Origin of the sequence: Streptomyces sp. NPDC085481 (genome assembly GCF_044541845.1) — a bacterium.
Classification (GTDB): Bacteria; Actinomycetota; Actinomycetes; order Streptomycetales; family Streptomycetaceae; genus Streptomyces.
In genome coordinates this window covers 137257-151281 of the sequence record NZ_JBITTJ010000005.1, presented here as the reverse complement: position 1 = coordinate 151281, position 14025 = coordinate 137257, and the positions used below count along the sequence as shown (strand labels likewise).

13 protein-coding genes are annotated in these 14025 nt (G+C 72.2%); 5 read left to right on the top strand and 8 right to left on the bottom strand.

The features are described 5' to 3' along the window. Nucleotides 1-39 precede the first annotated feature (39 nt). Nucleotides 40-978 (top strand): cyclase family protein, encoded by a 939-nt coding sequence (locus tag ACIGEZ_RS13600; RefSeq protein ID WP_399830027.1) that lies wholly within the window; start codon nt 40-42, stop codon nt 976-978. Nucleotides 979-1135: 157 nt separating this feature from the next. On the opposite strand, the gene ACIGEZ_RS13595 is transcribed toward ACIGEZ_RS13600, so the two are convergent. From ACIGEZ_RS13595 to ACIGEZ_RS13580, 4 genes are all read right to left on the bottom strand, one after another. Next, nucleotides 1136-1645 carry an ATP-binding protein gene (locus ACIGEZ_RS13595; protein WP_399830025.1) on the bottom strand — a complete coding sequence of 170 codons (510 nt, stop codon included), beginning with the start codon at nt 1643-1645 and terminating at the stop codon, nt 1136-1138. Between the two features lie 424 nt (nt 1646-2069). Next, entirely contained in the window at nt 2070-2963 is an 894-nt protein-coding gene (locus ACIGEZ_RS13590; protein ID WP_399830023.1) for an acyl-CoA dehydrogenase family protein, read from the bottom strand. 8 nt (nt 2964-2971) lie between these two features. Then, nucleotides 2972-4105, bottom strand: a complete 1134-nt coding sequence (locus ACIGEZ_RS13585; RefSeq protein ID WP_399830021.1) for an acyl-CoA dehydrogenase family protein — start codon at nt 4103-4105, stop codon at nt 2972-2974. Next, complete coding sequence (locus tag ACIGEZ_RS13580) at nt 4105-5295, bottom strand: amidohydrolase family protein (RefSeq protein ID WP_399830019.1); 1191 nt, start codon at nt 5293-5295, stop codon at nt 4105-4107. The genes ACIGEZ_RS13585 and ACIGEZ_RS13580 overlap by 1 nt, the downstream gene beginning before the upstream one ends. 144 nt (nt 5296-5439) lie before the next feature. On the opposite strand from ACIGEZ_RS13580, the gene ACIGEZ_RS13575 reads away from it, so the two are divergent. Continuing rightward, nucleotides 5440-6945, top strand: a complete 1506-nt coding sequence (locus ACIGEZ_RS13575; RefSeq protein WP_399830592.1) for a class I adenylate-forming enzyme family protein — start codon at nt 5440-5442, stop codon at nt 6943-6945. Here the strand turns inward: ACIGEZ_RS13575 and ACIGEZ_RS13570 are convergent. After that, nucleotides 6942-7358, bottom strand: a complete 417-nt coding sequence (locus tag ACIGEZ_RS13570) for an STAS domain-containing protein (protein WP_399830017.1) — start codon at nt 7356-7358, stop codon at nt 6942-6944. The genes ACIGEZ_RS13575 and ACIGEZ_RS13570 overlap by 4 nt on opposite strands. Nucleotides 7359-7569: 211 nt before the next feature. Here ACIGEZ_RS13570 and ACIGEZ_RS13565 point away from each other — a divergent pair, with 211 nt between their 5' ends. Beyond that, on the top strand, nt 7570-8154 hold the full coding sequence (locus ACIGEZ_RS13565) for a sigma-70 family RNA polymerase sigma factor (RefSeq protein ID WP_399830015.1): 585 nt from the start codon (nt 7570-7572) through the stop codon (nt 8152-8154). After that, on the top strand, nt 8151-9542 hold the full coding sequence (locus ACIGEZ_RS13560) for a zf-HC2 domain-containing protein (RefSeq protein WP_399830012.1): 1392 nt from the start codon (nt 8151-8153) through the stop codon (nt 9540-9542). Before ACIGEZ_RS13565 ends, ACIGEZ_RS13560 begins: the two co-directional genes overlap by 4 nt. 28 nt (nt 9543-9570) lie before the next feature. On the opposite strand, the gene purU is transcribed toward ACIGEZ_RS13560, so the two are convergent. Together purU and ACIGEZ_RS13550 are read right to left on the bottom strand one after the other, a co-directional pair. Then, nucleotides 9571-10422: a formyltetrahydrofolate deformylase gene (gene purU, locus ACIGEZ_RS13555; protein WP_399830009.1), complete on the bottom strand. Its 852-nt coding sequence runs from the start codon at nt 10420-10422 to the stop codon at nt 9571-9573. Between the two features lie 46 nt (nt 10423-10468). Next, a complete protein-coding gene (locus ACIGEZ_RS13550) occupies nt 10469-10915 on the bottom strand; it encodes a hypothetical protein (RefSeq protein WP_399830589.1) in 447 nt (148 codons plus the stop codon). Nucleotides 10916-11145: 230 nt separating this feature from the next. Between ACIGEZ_RS13550 and ACIGEZ_RS13545 the strand changes: the two genes are divergently transcribed. Next, on the top strand, nt 11146-12411 hold the full coding sequence (locus ACIGEZ_RS13545; RefSeq protein WP_399830006.1) for an ABC transporter substrate-binding protein: 1266 nt from the start codon (nt 11146-11148) through the stop codon (nt 12409-12411). A gap of 55 nt (nt 12412-12466) precedes the next feature. Here the strand turns inward: ACIGEZ_RS13545 and ACIGEZ_RS13540 are convergent, their stop codons facing one another. Continuing rightward, a complete protein-coding gene (locus ACIGEZ_RS13540; protein ID WP_399830003.1) occupies nt 12467-13951 on the bottom strand; it encodes a hypothetical protein in 1485 nt (494 codons plus the stop codon). Nucleotides 13952-14025: the final 74 nt, after the last annotated feature.

The following is a 14025-nucleotide window of genomic DNA, read 5'->3' as shown; positions in this document are numbered from 1 at the left end:
GCCCGTCAGATAGCGGAGAACAAGACCCTGGAGGCCCCGATGTCACTCCCCTCGGCCCTTCCGCCGGAATTCCACGAACTCGCCAAGCGCGTCAACAACTGGGGGCGTTGGGGCCAGGACGACGAGATCGGCACGCTCAACCTGATCACCGACGAGGTGGTACGGGCGGCCGCCGCGACCGTCCGCACCGGCCTGCGCGTCCCGCTCGCCGTCGACCTGAAGCAGGACGGCGTGCAGACCGGCATGATCCCCGGCCGGGTCAACCCGCTCCACGTCATGGTCCAGATCAACCAGGAGCTCTTCGGCCCCGGCACGGTCGCCACCAGCGACGACGCCGTGACCTTCGGCCTCCAGGCCGGCACCCACTGGGACGCCCTCACGCACGTCTCGCACTCGGGCCGCATCTACAACGGCCGCCCGGCCGGCACCATCACCCCGCACGGCCGCTCCGAGTTCAGCGGCATCCACACCGCCCGGCACATCGTGAGCCGCGGCGTGCTGCTCGACGTGGCCGCCGCCAAGGGCGTGGACCGGCTGCCCGGCGACCACGCCGTCACGCCGGAAGACCTCGACGAGGCCGTGGAGTTCGGCGGGGTCACCGTCGGCGCCGGCGACATCGTCCTCGTACGCACCGGGCAGATCCAGGCCTATCTGGCCGGTGACAAGCACGGCTACGCCTTCCCGTCACCGGGCCTGTCCGTCCGTACGCCCGAGTGGTTCCACGCGCGGGACGTGGCGGCGGTCGCCAACGACACGCTCACCTTCGAGATCTTCCCGCCGGAGATCGAGAACCTCTGGCTGCCCGTGCACGCCCTCGACCTGGTCGAGATGGGGATGCTCCAGGGACAGAACTGGAATCTGGAAGCGCTGTCCACAGCCTGTGCACAAGAACGGCGGTACGCGTTCCTGCTCGCGGCGATGCCGGAGCCGTTCGTGGGCGGGACGGGCACGCCGGTGGCACCGGTGGCCGTGCTCTGACCGGGAGAAACGCGGGTGGCGGCACGCTCGCGCGCGCCCCGAGCACGGCACGACAGCCGCCACCCGTCACGACCCGCGCTCGCCGAGGGGCCACGCCCCTCGACTCCCCTCGCACGTCGAATCGCTCACCCAAGAGTGATCAATTCGGCACGAACCGTCAACAGCGCACCCGGAACGGGGACACCGGGCCCCCGCGCCCCTGCTCGGCCGGAGCGGCCTTCCCCGCCGGAGCGGCCTTCCCGGCCGTCGCGGCCTTGGCGACCGGAACGGCCTGCATCGCCGGCGCCCGGTCGACCTCGCACCAGATGCTCTTGCCCGCACCCTCGCGCTGCCAGCCCCACCGGTCGGCCAGGCCGTCCACCAGCTCCAGTCCGCGCCCGTTGGTGTCCTCGCCCTCCGCGTGCCGGGGCTGCGGCGGGCAGTCGCTCGCGTCGGCGACCTCCACCCGCACCCCGCCGCAGCCGAACAGCATCCGCAGGACGGCCGGACAGCCCGTGTGCACCACGGCATTGGTCACGAGCTCGGAGATGAGCAGCACCAGCGTCTCCGCCAGCGGCTCGTCGTCCCCTATCCCCGACCCGGCCAGCCGCGACCGCGCCCATCGCCGGGCCCGCCCCACCTCGGCCGGGTCCGGCCCGACCTCCAACTGAACCTGAAGCACCTGCACCGTTCACACCATCCGAACCGGCGGACGAATCGCCTCGCGCCTCACAGCCGTCAACGTCCTCGACGTCCTCACGGAACGTGATTCCCTTGTGAGACAGCATGGTTGACGTACAGTCACCGCAACAAGCGCTTCGGGCATATTCCAGCGCGAAGGAGTACGCATGGTCCATACTGTGCGACGCACGCTGCGGGGAGTCGAACAGGGGCGCGCACGGCGCCTCCAGGGGGCGCGAGCGGCGGGCATTCCCGGCCCCGGAGCCGCCGCATCGGCAGCACCGGTGTGATCCGGGCTCACAAGCACTCGCATCCCACGGAGCGTACCGGAGCACGAGGCTGACTCCGGCCCGTGACGACCCCTCCGAAGGACACAACAAGGTATCGACGCTGTGTGACCCCTCGACTACGGTATAGGCGCCTCGCGCTCCCTACAGACCGGCCGCCACCAGCTCCTCCGCGGCCGCCCCCGACAGCCCCCGCTCAGCCCGCACCCAGGCCCTCTTCAGGTGCAGGTGCACGTCCGCCTCCCACGTGAAGCCCATGCCGCCGTGCACCTGTAGGCAGTCCCGCGCGCACTCCGTCGCGGCCTCGTCGGCGAGCAGCCGGGCCCCGGCGATCTCGACGGGGTCGGCGGTGACGGCGGCCGCGTAGACCGCGGCCCGTGCGACCTCGGTGCGCACGAGCATCCGCGCACACAGGTGCTTGACCGCCTGGAACCCCCCGATGGGCTGCCCGAACTGCTCCCGGGTCCGGGCGTGGGCGACGGCGAGCTCGGTGGTGCGGGCCGCGCTGCCGAGCTGCTCGGCGGCGGTGAGGAGGGAGACCTCGGCGGGGGCCGCCGCCGCGTGCGCCGCCGCCGTCACCGTCGTGCCCGCCCGACCGGGCAACCGGTGCAGTGGCGTGAGCGGATCGACGGACCGCACGGGAACGGCGCCCTCGACCGGTCCGATGATCACGTCCGCCTCGTCCAGCCACTCCACGAGCCCGCTCGTGTCGACCGCGGTCACGACCGTCGCGCCCTCCGCCGCCCCCGCCACCTCGCCCGCCGCCAGGTGCGTGGCCACGAGCGGCCCCGCCAACAGCGCCCGCCCCGCCTCCTCGAACAGCAGCACCGCCTCGGGCAGGCCGAGCCCCACGCCCCCCGCCTCCTCCGGAAGCCGCAGCGCGAAGAACCCGGCCGCCCCGAGCTCGCGCCACAACGCGCGGTCCAGCCGGCCGGAGTCGACGGCGGCCCGCAGCGCGTCGCGGTCGAAGCGGCGCTCCAGGAGCTCCCGTACGCCCCGCTTCAGCGCCCGCTGGTCGTCGGTGAGTCGGAAGTCCATGCGCGGGTTCACCGGCCCTTCGGCAGGCCGAGGATGCGCTCGGCGACGATGTTCTGCTGGATCTGCGAGGTGCCCGCGGCGATGGTGTACGAGAGCGAGGAGAGCCGGTCCAGGTTCCATTCGCGCCCCAGGTCGAGCGCGTCGGGTCCGAGGACGGCGGCGGCCGCGTCGTACAGCTCCTGGCGGGCGTGCGAGTAGCGCAGCTTGAAGACGGAGCCGCCGACGCCGGGCACGCCCCCCGTCGCCTGGGCCTCGCTGACGTTCCACTGGGTGAGCCGCCACAGCGCCTGGAACTCCGCGCCGAGGCGGCCGAGCCGGCGGCGCAGGGCGGGGTCGTCCCAGCTGCCGTTCTTCCGTGCGGTACGGGCGAGTTCGCCCAGGACGCGGCGGCAGGCGACGACCTCGCCGACGAAGGCGGTGCCCCGCTCGAAGGACAGGGTCACCATGGTGACGCGCCAGCCGTCGTTCTCCTCGCCGACCCGGTTGGCCACGGGTATCCGCACCTCGTCGAGGAACATCTCGGCGAACTCGGCGGAGCCGGCCAGGGTCCGCAGCGGCCGCACGGTGATCCCGGGCGCGTCCATGGGCATGGCGAGCCAGGTGATGCCCCGGTGCTTGGGGGCCTCGGGGTCGGTCCGTACGAGGAGTTCGCACCAGTCGGCGACCTCGGCGTGCGAGGTCCAGATCTTCTGTCCGGTGACGACGTACGCGTCGCCGTCCCGTACCGCCCGGGTCCGCAGGGAAGCCAGGTCCGAGCCGGCCTCGGGCTCGCTGAAGCCCTGGCACCAGACCTCGTCGCCGCGCAGGACGGGTTCCAGCCACCGCTCCCGTTGCCGGACCGTGCCCTCGGCGGCGATGGTGGGGCCGGCGTGCAGCAGGCCGACGAAGTTGGCGCCGACGTAGGGCGCGCCGGCGCGTTCGGTCTCCTCCAGGAAGATCAGCCGCTGGGTCGGGGAGGCGTCCCAGTGGACGTGCCCGTACCCGGCGTCGTACAGCCGCCGCTGCCAGCCGCAGTCGTACGCGCGCCGGGCCGGCCAGTCGAGCGGGTCGGGTCTCGGCGGCAGCCCCGGGAGCACGGCGCCGAGCCACTCGCGCAGCCCGGCCCGGAACTCCTCCTCCTCGTCGCTGTAGGTGAGCTCCATCAGACGATGCCGAGGTCGAGCATGCGGATGGCGTTGCCGCGCATGAGCTTGTAGACCGTCTCGTCGTCGAGGCCCTTGACGTGGTCGAGGGCGACTTCCTTGGTGTGCGGGAAGGTGGAGTCGACGTGCGGGTAGTCGGTCTCGAAGGTGGCGTTGTCGCGGCCGACGACGTCCAGCGAGGCGATGCCGTGCTTGTCGCGGAAGAAACAGCAGAAGATCTGCCGGTAGTAGTACGTGGAGGGCGGCTCGGGGATCAGGTCGCGGACCCCGCCCCAGGCGCGGTGCTCCTCCCACACGTCGTCGGCGCGCTCAAGGGCGTACGGGATCCAGCCCATCTGGCCCTCGCTGTAGGCGAGCTTGAGGCGCGGGAACTTCACCAGGACTCCGGAGAAGAGGAAGTCCATCATCGACGCCATCGCGTTGTTGAAGGAGAGGGATGCCTGGACGGCAGGCGGCGCATCAGGGGAGGCGGCCGGCATCTGCGAACTGGATCCGATGTGCATGTTGACGACGGTGCCGGTCTCCTGGCAGACGGCGAAGAACGGGTCCCAGTAGCCGGAGTGGATCGACGGCAGGCCGAGGTGGGTGGGGATCTCGGAGAAGGTGACGGCCTTGACGCCACGCGCCGCGTTGCGCCGGATCTCCGCGACCGCGAGGTCGATGTCCCAGAGCGGGATGATGCAGAGCGGGATGAGCCGGCCGCCGCTGTCGCCGCACCACTCCTCGACCATCCAGTCGTTGTAGGCGCGGACGCAGGCGAGGGCGACCTCCTTGTCGTGGGCCTCGGCGAAGGTCTGGCCACAGAAGCGGGGGAAGGTGGGGAAGCAGAGGGAGGCCTCGACGTGGTTGAGGTCCATGTCCTTCAGCCGCTCGGCCGGGTCCCAGCAGCCGCGGCGCATCTCCTCCCGGGTGATGCCCTCCAGGGTCATGTCGTCGCGGTCGAAGCCGACGGCGGCGATGTTGCGCTTGTACGGGAACCTGAGGTCCTCGTAGATCCACCAGTCGGTGGGCGGGCCGTCGGGGTCCATCGTGATCTGGTACTTGCCGCCGACGTACGCGAGCTCGCCGATGCCCGCCGTGAGGGGCTTGGGCCCCCGGTCCCGGTACCGCTTCGGCAGCCAGGTCTCGAAGAGGTGGGCGGGCTCGATCACATGGTCGTCGACGCTGATGATGCGGGGCAGTTCCGTCATGACCCCTCCATTTTCTGATGACCCGTCAGATACGGACTGCGCATCAGGCTAGCCCCGCACCCCTGGACCGACAAGGACCGGCCCTCTACGCTCTCGGCACGATCTGACGGTTAGTCAGCTAGGGGAGTCGTCGTGACCGAAGTCGTGACCGAAACCGCACACGCCCTGGGCGAGGCCCGCACGCTCTGGGAGCTCGTCGAACGCCGCGCCGCCCTCACCCCCGACCGGCCCGTCCTCCTCCAGGGCGACCGCACCCTCACCTTCGGCGAGCTCCGCGACCGCGCCGAACGCTGCGCCGCCGGCCTGTACGGCAGGGGCGTGCGCCCCGGCACGGTCGTGGCCTGGCAGCTGCCCACCCGGATCGAGACCGCGGTGCTCTCCTTCGCCCTGGCCCGCATCGGAGCCGTACAGTCGCCGGTCATCCCCTTCTACCGGGACAAGGAGGTCGGCTTCGCGCTGCGCGAGTCGGGAGCCGAGTTCTTCGCCGTCCCCGGCGTCTGGCGCGGCTTCGACCACGCGGAGATGGCACGGCGCCTGGGCGCGCGAGGAGTCCTCGAGGCGTACGAGCAGGAGGCCCTCCCCGACGGCGACCCGGCGGTCCTGCCTCCCCCGCCCTCCTCGGGCACGGACGTCCGCTGGATCTACTGGACCTCGGGCACCACCTCCGACCCCAAGGGCGTGCTGCACACCGACCGTTCCCTGATCGCCGGCGGCTCCTGCCTCGCCCACGCGCTCCACCTGACCGCCGAGGACGTCGGCTCGATGGCCTTCCCGTACGCGCACATAGCGGGTCCCGACTACACCGTGATGCTGCTGCTGTACGGATTCCCGGCGGTCATGTTCGAACACTTCTCGCTGCCCGAGGCGCTGGAGGAGTACCGCAAGCACGGCGTCACGGTGGCGGGCGGGTCCACCGCCTTCTACTCGATGTTCCTCGCCGAGCAGCGCAAGGATCCGGCCACCCCGCTCATCCCCACCCTCCGCCTCCTGGCGGGCGGCGGCGCGCCCAAGCCGCCGGAGATCTACCACGCGGTCGTACGGGAGATGGGCTGCGGGCTGACCCACGGCTACGGCATGACGGAGGTGCCCATGATCACGATGGGCGACCCCGGCGACACCCCCGAGAACCTCGCCACGACGGAGGGCCGGCCGCCGGCGGGCATGGAGATCCGCGTCATGGGGGACGGCGAGATCCGGCTGCGCGGCGAGGCGGTGTGCCGCGGCTACCTGGATCCGGCACAGACGGCGGCCGCCTTCGACGAGGACGGCTTCCTGATCACCGGGGACGTGGGGCACCTGACGGAGAGCGGCCATCTCGTCCTGACCGGGCGGATCAAGGACATCATCATCCGCAAGGGCGAGAACATCTCGGCCAAGGAGATCGAGGACCTGCTCCACGAACACCCCGGCGTCGGCGACGCGGCCGTCATCGGCCTCCCGGACGCCGAGCGCGGCGAACGCGTCTGCGCGGTGGTCGAACAGCCCGAGGGCGCGGAGCCGCTGACCCTGGAGACGGTGACGGCCTTCCTGCGGGAGTCGGGCCTCTCGACGTTCAAGCTGCCGGAACAACTGGAGCTGGTGGAGGCCCTGCCGAGGAACGAGACCTTGCGGAAGGTGCTCAAGTACAAACTGCGCGAGCGGTTCTCCTAGGCCGAGGCCCTCGTGGGAGACCGGGGCCCCGCGGGGGCCGGGACGGAGAGGGGCCGGGCGCGTTCGTCGACGGCGGCCGGGACGTCCTCGTACACGTCGAAGAGGCGGCGGACGCCGAGGGCGGCGAGGACGCGGTTGACGTGGGCGCCGTCCTCGGCGCCCCGGGCGGGCAGGATGAGGCGGAGCCGGCCCCCGCAGGAGCGCATCAGGCGGCGGGCGGCGACAAGCACGCCCACGCCGCTGGAGTCGCAGAAGCGGACCGCGGACAGGTCGAGGACCACGTCGTGGCGGCCGCCCGCGACGGCGGCGTGCACGCGCCTGCGGACCAGCGGTGAAGTGACCAGATCCAGCTCCCCGCTGATGTGCAGCACGGTCCATGGGTTCTGCTCGTTCTCGTCGACCTGGATCGTCACGAGCGACGCCTTTCAAGCGGAGGCAGTGCTTCCTGTCTCCTCCCGCTGCCCCGCCGAAGCCCTTTGAAACCCCCGGAATCATCGTTGTCGCTTTCCTTACCATCGCCCCTTCCGCCAAGGGCGCACTTGCGGCAAAGAGAGGTACTTCGAGCCCGGGCGCATTACTTTGGAACGTGAACTCGGGCCGGGAGGGCCGTCGGGAGGGCTTCGGATGGCGAAGGACACACCACCGCGCTGGGACCGCAGGATGCAGCAGCGGCTGGCGCGCGGTGAGGCGGCCGCGCTCGGCGAGCTCTACGACCGGTTCGCCTCCCTCGTGCACAGCCTCGCGCACCGGGTGCTGGACGACGACGACGCGGCGGACCAGATCACGCGCGAGGTCTTCGGCTACATCTGGGAGAACCCCGACGCGTACGACCCCAAGCAGGGCAACATGCGGGCCTGGGTGGCCCGGCTCACCCAGCGACAGGCCGTGCACCGGCTGCGCCAGTCCGAGGCGGTGGCGTACGCGGAGCGCGGCGAGGGCTCGGCGGAGGAGCTGGAGCAGAAGGTGCGCCGGGCGTCGGTCGCGGCCCGCGCGGACTACATCGTGACCTCGATGCCGGCGCCGCTGCGGCAGGCCCTCGAACTCGCGTACTTCCAGCGCCGGGACTACCGCCAGACCGCCGCGGACCTCGGCGTGACCGAGGACGAGGCGCGGCGCCGGCTGCGGCTCGGGCTCCAGTTGCTGTCCACGGCCAACACCCGGGCGCTCGAGGGCTCCTCGCCGCCCGGATCGTACGGACGGTCGCTGTGAGCGGGGCGAACGACGATCCCGAGGAGATCGCACGCGCCCCGTGGATACCGGGCCCGCGGCGGCCGGCGGACGACCACGCGGACCTGACCGGCCCGTCTCCGTTCCAGGACGCCGAGGATGCCCAGGACGTCCAGCGCTTCCGGGCCTTCCATGACGAGGCAACGCCTCCGGCCCCGAGCATGACCCCGACTCCGGAGCCCGAACCGGCTCCGGAACCGGCTCCGGAGCCCGAACCCGCCCCGGAACCTGCCCCGGAGCCCGCCCCGGATCCGGTGGTGGCCCCGGAACCCCTCCCCCACCGGGTCCTGAAGTCGCTCCTCGGCGCGTGGGCGCTGTCGGCCTGCTCGCCGGAGGAGACGCAGGCCGTCGAGGAGCACCTGACCGAGTGCGCGCCGTGTGCGGACGAGGCGCTGCGGCTGCGGGACGCGGTCGGACTGCTGCACGCCGAACGGGACCTGGACCTGGATCCGCTGCTGCGCTCCCGCGTCCTGGAGAACTGCCTGGGCCGGCGCCCGGCCCGTATCCCCGTACCCGCGTGGGCGACGCCGTACGACGCGGAGACGGCGCGGCTCGACGCGCTGCTGCGGGACATCGGCGAGTCGGAGTGGCACGCGCCGGTGCGGCTGAAGTGGTTCGAGGGCGAGCGGGGAAGGAACCGGAAGACGACGGTGGCCGGGGTGATCGGCCATCTCCTCGCGGTGGACGGCCTGGTGGCGGCGTCGCTCGGCCTTGACGACCCGCTGGGTCCGGGCGCGGTGGAGAGCGGGCCGGCGGAGCGGACGGAGGCGTACTGGAACGGTTCGCACCGGCCGCCGAACCGGACGGTACGGGAGCCGTGGCGGGAGCAGAGCCACACCCTGATCCGTACGGTGTCGTTCGCGGGGCGCGGGGTCGGGGACCTGACGGTGACGTACGGGGACTTCGCGCTGCCACTGCGGGACTCGCTTCTGGAGCGGGCCTTCGAGTGCTGGGTGCACGCGGACGACATCGCGCAGGCGGTGGCGTATCCGTACGAGCCGCCCAGCGGTGCGCACATGCACGGCATGATCGACCTGGCGGCCCGGCTCCTGCCGGCGGCGCTGGCGGGCCGCCGCCGCTCGGGCCTCGCGGCGCCGCCCCGGCACCTGGTGACGGCGGGCTCGCCCGGCCGCTCGCTCCATCTGGAGATCGAGGGCGCGGGCGGCGGCCACTGGTACATCGCCCTGGACTCCCCGGCCGCCCTCGGCTCCCGCGACCACACGGTGGCCCAGGTGGCGATGGACGGCGTCGAGTTCTGCCAGCTCGTCGCCGGTCACGTCCCGCCGGAGGAGGCGGCAGCGGGTCAGGACGGCGACCGCGAGGCGATCAGGGACGTGCTGTTCGCGGCGGCGTCGCTGAGCCGGCTCTAGGGGCCCGCCCCGGAACCCCGGGCACGGCCTACGCGAAGACGACCGTGCGGCGGCCGTTCAGGAGGATGCGGCGTTCCGCGTGCCACTTGACCGCCCTCGCCAGGGCCTGGCACTCCACGTCGCGGCCGATGGCGACCAGCTGGTCCGGGGTGACCTCGTGGCCGACGCGCTCCACTTCCTGCTCGATGATCGGGCCCTCGTCGAGGTCGGCCGTCACGTAGTGGGCCGTGGCGCCGATGAGCTTGACGCCTCGGGTGTGGGCCTGGTGGTAGGGCTTGGCGCCCTTGAAGCTCGGGAGGAAGGAGTGGTGGATGTTGATGATGCGGCCCGAGAGCTGCTTGCACAGGTCGTCGGAGAGGACCTGCATGTAGCGGGCCAGGACGACCAGTTCCACGTCCTGCTCGCGGACCAGGTCCAGGAGCTGCGCCTCCGCCTCGGGCTTGGTGTCCTTGGTGACCGGGATGTGGCGGAAGGGGATGCCGTACGAGGCGACCAGCTCGGCGAAGTCCGTGTGGTTGGAGACGACCGCCACGATCTCGACCGGCAGCGCGCCGATCCGCGAGCGGAACAGCAGGTCGTTCAGGCAGTGGCCGAACTTCGACACCATCAGCACGACGCGCATCTGCTCGTCGGCCCGGTTGATGTGCCAGTCCATCTCGAACGCGTCGCCCACCGCCGCGAAGCTCGCCCGCAGCTTCTCCACCGTCACCGGGGCCTCGGCCGAGAAGTGGACCCGCATGAAGAAGAGACCGGTGTCGCGGTCTCCGAACTGCTGGCTGTCCTCGATGTTGCAGCCGGTGATGAAGAGGTAGCTCGACACGGCGTGCACGATGCCCTGTTTGTCGGGGCAGGAGAGGGTGAGGACGTACTGGTCGGTCATCCGCCTAGCCTGCCACAACCGGCCGGCCCCGCAGGCGCCTCGTCCGTCAGGCGGAACGCGTGATGATGCGGAGGACTTCCAGCGAGCGCGGGGGCATGTCCGGGTCCTCGCCGTCCGCCGTCGCCATCCGAACGTGTGCCTCGCGCGCCGCCCGTACCGCCTCCGGCCAGCCGTGGTGCTCCAGGTACGCGGAGACCGGCGCGTCCGCGCCCACCTGGTGCATGATGCGCAGCACCCGCAGCACGGCCACGTCGACGAGCGCGGCCTCGCCGGAGTCGCGGAAGATCGTCCCCACGTACTTCTCGGCGGACCAGCTGTCCAGCCAGGTGTCCTCGACCAGGCGGTAGACGGCGTCGGTGACGTCGCCGTACCCCTCCTGGCCGGCCAGCCAGGTCGTCTCGTGGAACCCGGGGTCCGAAAGCATGTGCAGCGCCGAGCGCACGTTGATGCGCCAGCGCCACCACGGCATGTCATTGAGCGGCATGCCGCCCATGGTGGAGGAGCGACGGCCGCGACGGGAAGGGTTCACCGAACCGGAGGTCGGAGTGAGATCGGGAGTGGTAGCTGGGGTGGGCACCGCTCGATCGTACGTTTCCCCCATGCCCGCCCTGACCGGCCCCCGTGATTCGGACGAGATCCAACCCCCGTAATTCACCTTGCCGTCACCCCTTGTTGAACCTTGCTCACTCCCGCGTTACCTGCGAGGCGGAATTGTGCATGGTCATGACCGGTAGGCGACTTATCTCACTGCTCGCGTACGTGACGACCGCGGCGACGGGGGTGTCGCTGCTCACCGGCTGCGGCGTACTCCCTGGGGCCACGGGGGGCTCCAGGGAGCCCGTCACCGTCATGACCTGGGCCCCCGACGGTACCCGCGCCACCAATATGCCCGGAATGCCCGCCATGGCCCAGACGTACGCCCGTTGGGTCAACGCCAACGGCGGCATCGACGGCCACGAACTCCGCGTCCTCACCTGCAACGAGCAGAACACCACCTCCGGCGCCGCCGCCTGCGCCCGCCGGGCCGTCCGCGAGAACGCCGTCGCCGTCGTCGGCTCGTACAGCCAGAACGGCCGCGCCTTCATGGCCCCGCTGGAGGCCGCCGGCATCCCGTACATCGGCGGCTACGGCATCTCCGAGGACGAGTTCACCAGCCCCCTCTCCTATCCCGTCAACGGCGGCCAGGCCTCCCTCATCGCGGGCAACGGCATGCAGCTCGCCGGGGGCTGCCGCAAGGTCTCCCTCGTCCGCCCCGACACCCTCGCCGGCGACAAGCTCCCGGACCTGCTCAACGCCGGCCTGCGCAAGGCCAGCCACCGCGGCGCCGTCGACATCCCGGCCGTCGAGGACGCCGCCGAGTACACCGCGCAGGCCAGCCGCGCGCGCAGCCGGGCCGGGGACGAGGACGGCTGCGTCACCGCCGTGCTCGGCGAGCGCACCCAGACGTTCTTCGACTCCTTCCGCCGGCTGCCGGAGCCCGAGGAGGGCGAGGGCGGCGACGACGTCCGCATCTCCTCCGTCCTCGGCAGCGTCGGGCAACCCCTCATCGACCGTACGGGCGGCGCGCACAGCCCCTTCGAGGGCGCCTACGTCACCGGCTGGTACCCGGAGGCCGGCGACAAGAGCTGGGCGCCGATGCGGAAGGTGATCCAGGAGCACGCCTTCGTCGACAACCGGGTCGACCCGGCGGACCCGGGCGTGCAGACGACCTGGATCGCTTACACCGTGCTCAAGCGGGTCGTCGAGTCGCTGGACAGCGACGGCGTCTCCGCCGTGCGGATCACCCACGCCCTCGACAAGGGCGTCACGGTCGACACCGGCGGCCTCACGCCCGCCCTGCGCTGGCGTTACGACGACCTGCTCGGTGCCCCCGGCTTCCCCCGGATCGTCAACCACGACGTCACGTTCCAGGTGGTGCGCGAGGGGCGGCTCGTGGCGCAGAAGCCCGGTTTCGTCGACGTGGGCGAGACCGTGCTCGCCGCGCCCTAGCGAGCGGAGGCGAAGGCTCCGGTAGAGCCGGGTGCGCCTCAGAGCCGGGTGCGCCTCAGAGCTGGGTGGGCTGGCGCTTCGTCAGCTCGTACTTCTCGGCGGTCGGGTTCCACAGCCCGGCCGCCTGCCGCTTGGCGTTCGTGGCCTCGGCGCTCTTCTTGTTCGCCTCGACCGTCTGGCTGGTGGACCGGGCCTTGCCGCCCTTGCAGGCCTTCTTGCCCTTCATCTGGTCGGCCCAGGCCGCGTAGTGGTCGTCGGCGGAGGCCGAGGCCTGCCAGGCCTTGGTGAGGGCTGCGGTGAGCGCCGCGTTGTTCGGCACCTGGTCGACGGTGAGCGACTGGAGCCGGGTGACGAGGCCGCGGCGCTGCTCGGCGGCGCCGCGCAGGTCGGTGGCGGCCTGGTCGAGGTTGGTGCAGTTCTTGATCGCCTCGACGGAGCGGATCACGGCGTCGCGGCTGTTGTTGCTGTCCGCGAGCAGCTTGTCGAGGGCCTTGGCCTGCGCCTCCGCGGGGTCGGCGGCCTTCTCGGTCGCCTGGCCGGAGGGCGCGGCGGAGCTGGCGGCCACGTTCTGGCCGCCCTTCGCGTCCTTCTTGTCGTCTTCGTCGCCGCCGCTGAGCAGGGCGCCCGCGCCGAGGCCGATCACGGCGCAGGCGGCGACGACGGCGGCGATCAGCGCGATCGGCGACCTGCGGCGCGGCGGCTCGGGCTCGGCACCGGCACCGTCGTCGTAATAGGCGTCCTGGAAGCCGCCGTACTGCTGCGGCGGCTGCTGCCCGTACTGCTGCTGGGGCGGCTGCGGCGGCTGGTGGTGCAGGCCGACGGTGGGCTGGTGGTTCTGGACCGGCGGCTGGTACGGGGCCGCGGGCGCCTGGTGGTGGGGCGCGGGCGCCTGCTGGGGCGTCTCGCTGCGGAAGAGGTTGTCGAAGTCGGCGAGCGGCGGCCGCTCCCCGGGCACCTGCCCGGGCCCCTGGGCGGCCGGCCCCTGCGGGGGTACGGGCGCGATGTACTGGGTCGCCTGCATGTCGGGGCCCGCGCCGGGGGCGCCGGGGCCGCCGTGGACGCCGGCGATCGGCGGGATCATCTGCGTCGCCTGCGAGTCTCCGCCCGGCGGCGGTACGGGGGCGACCGGCGGCAGGTACTGCGTCGCCTGCGCGTCGGAGGCGGGCGCCGCCGGGCCGGGGTAGCCGTACCCGGGCTGAGGCTGCTGCTGGGCCTGCGGCTGCTGCGGCTGAGACTGCTGCGGCGGCTGCTGCGGCTGAGGGGCCGGCGGGTAGCCGTACCCCTGCTGGGGTGCCTGGGGAGCGGGCGGGTAGCCGTAGCCGCCCCCCTGCTGCGGCGCCGGGGGATAGCCGTAGCCGGCCGGCGGGGCCGTCGGGGGCGCCGGCGGCTGGGCCGGCACCGGCGGGAGGTACTGGGTCGCCTGGGCGTCCGAGGGGCCGCCAGGGGTCGCCTCAGGAGGGAGGGGCTGGGCGGCAGACCACATGGGGCCGCCCTGGGCGGCCGGATGCTGCTGCTCCGGACCCTGTCCGTTGTGCGTCACCGGGACTCCTACTGATGGACCTACGGAACCGTCGGCTCACGCTACCGGGTGTGCCCCCGCGCCCGCACACACGT

Coding starts and splice junctions, on each gene's coding strand:
- ACIGEZ_RS13600 (WP_399830027.1), top strand. CDS start 40: ATGTCACTCCCCTCGGCCCTTCCGCCGGAATTCCACGAACTCGCCAAG.
- ACIGEZ_RS13590 (WP_399830023.1), bottom strand. CDS start 2,963: ATGGACTTCCGACTCACCGACGACCAGCGGGCGCTGAAGCGGGGCGTA.
- ACIGEZ_RS13585 (WP_399830021.1), bottom strand. CDS start 4,105: ATGGAGCTCACCTACAGCGACGAGGAGGAGGAGTTCCGGGCCGGGCTG.
- ACIGEZ_RS13580 (WP_399830019.1), bottom strand. CDS start 5,295: ATGACGGAACTGCCCCGCATCATCAGCGTCGACGACCATGTGATCGAG.
- ACIGEZ_RS13565 (WP_399830015.1), top strand. CDS start 7,570: ATGGCGAAGGACACACCACCGCGCTGGGACCGCAGGATGCAGCAGCGG.
- purU (WP_399830009.1), bottom strand. CDS start 10,422: ATGACCGACCAGTACGTCCTCACCCTCTCCTGCCCCGACAAACAGGGC.
- ACIGEZ_RS13550 (WP_399830589.1), bottom strand. CDS start 10,915: ATGGGCGGCATGCCGCTCAATGACATGCCGTGGTGGCGCTGGCGCATC.
- ACIGEZ_RS13545 (WP_399830006.1), top strand. CDS start 11,146: ATGACCGGTAGGCGACTTATCTCACTGCTCGCGTACGTGACGACCGCG.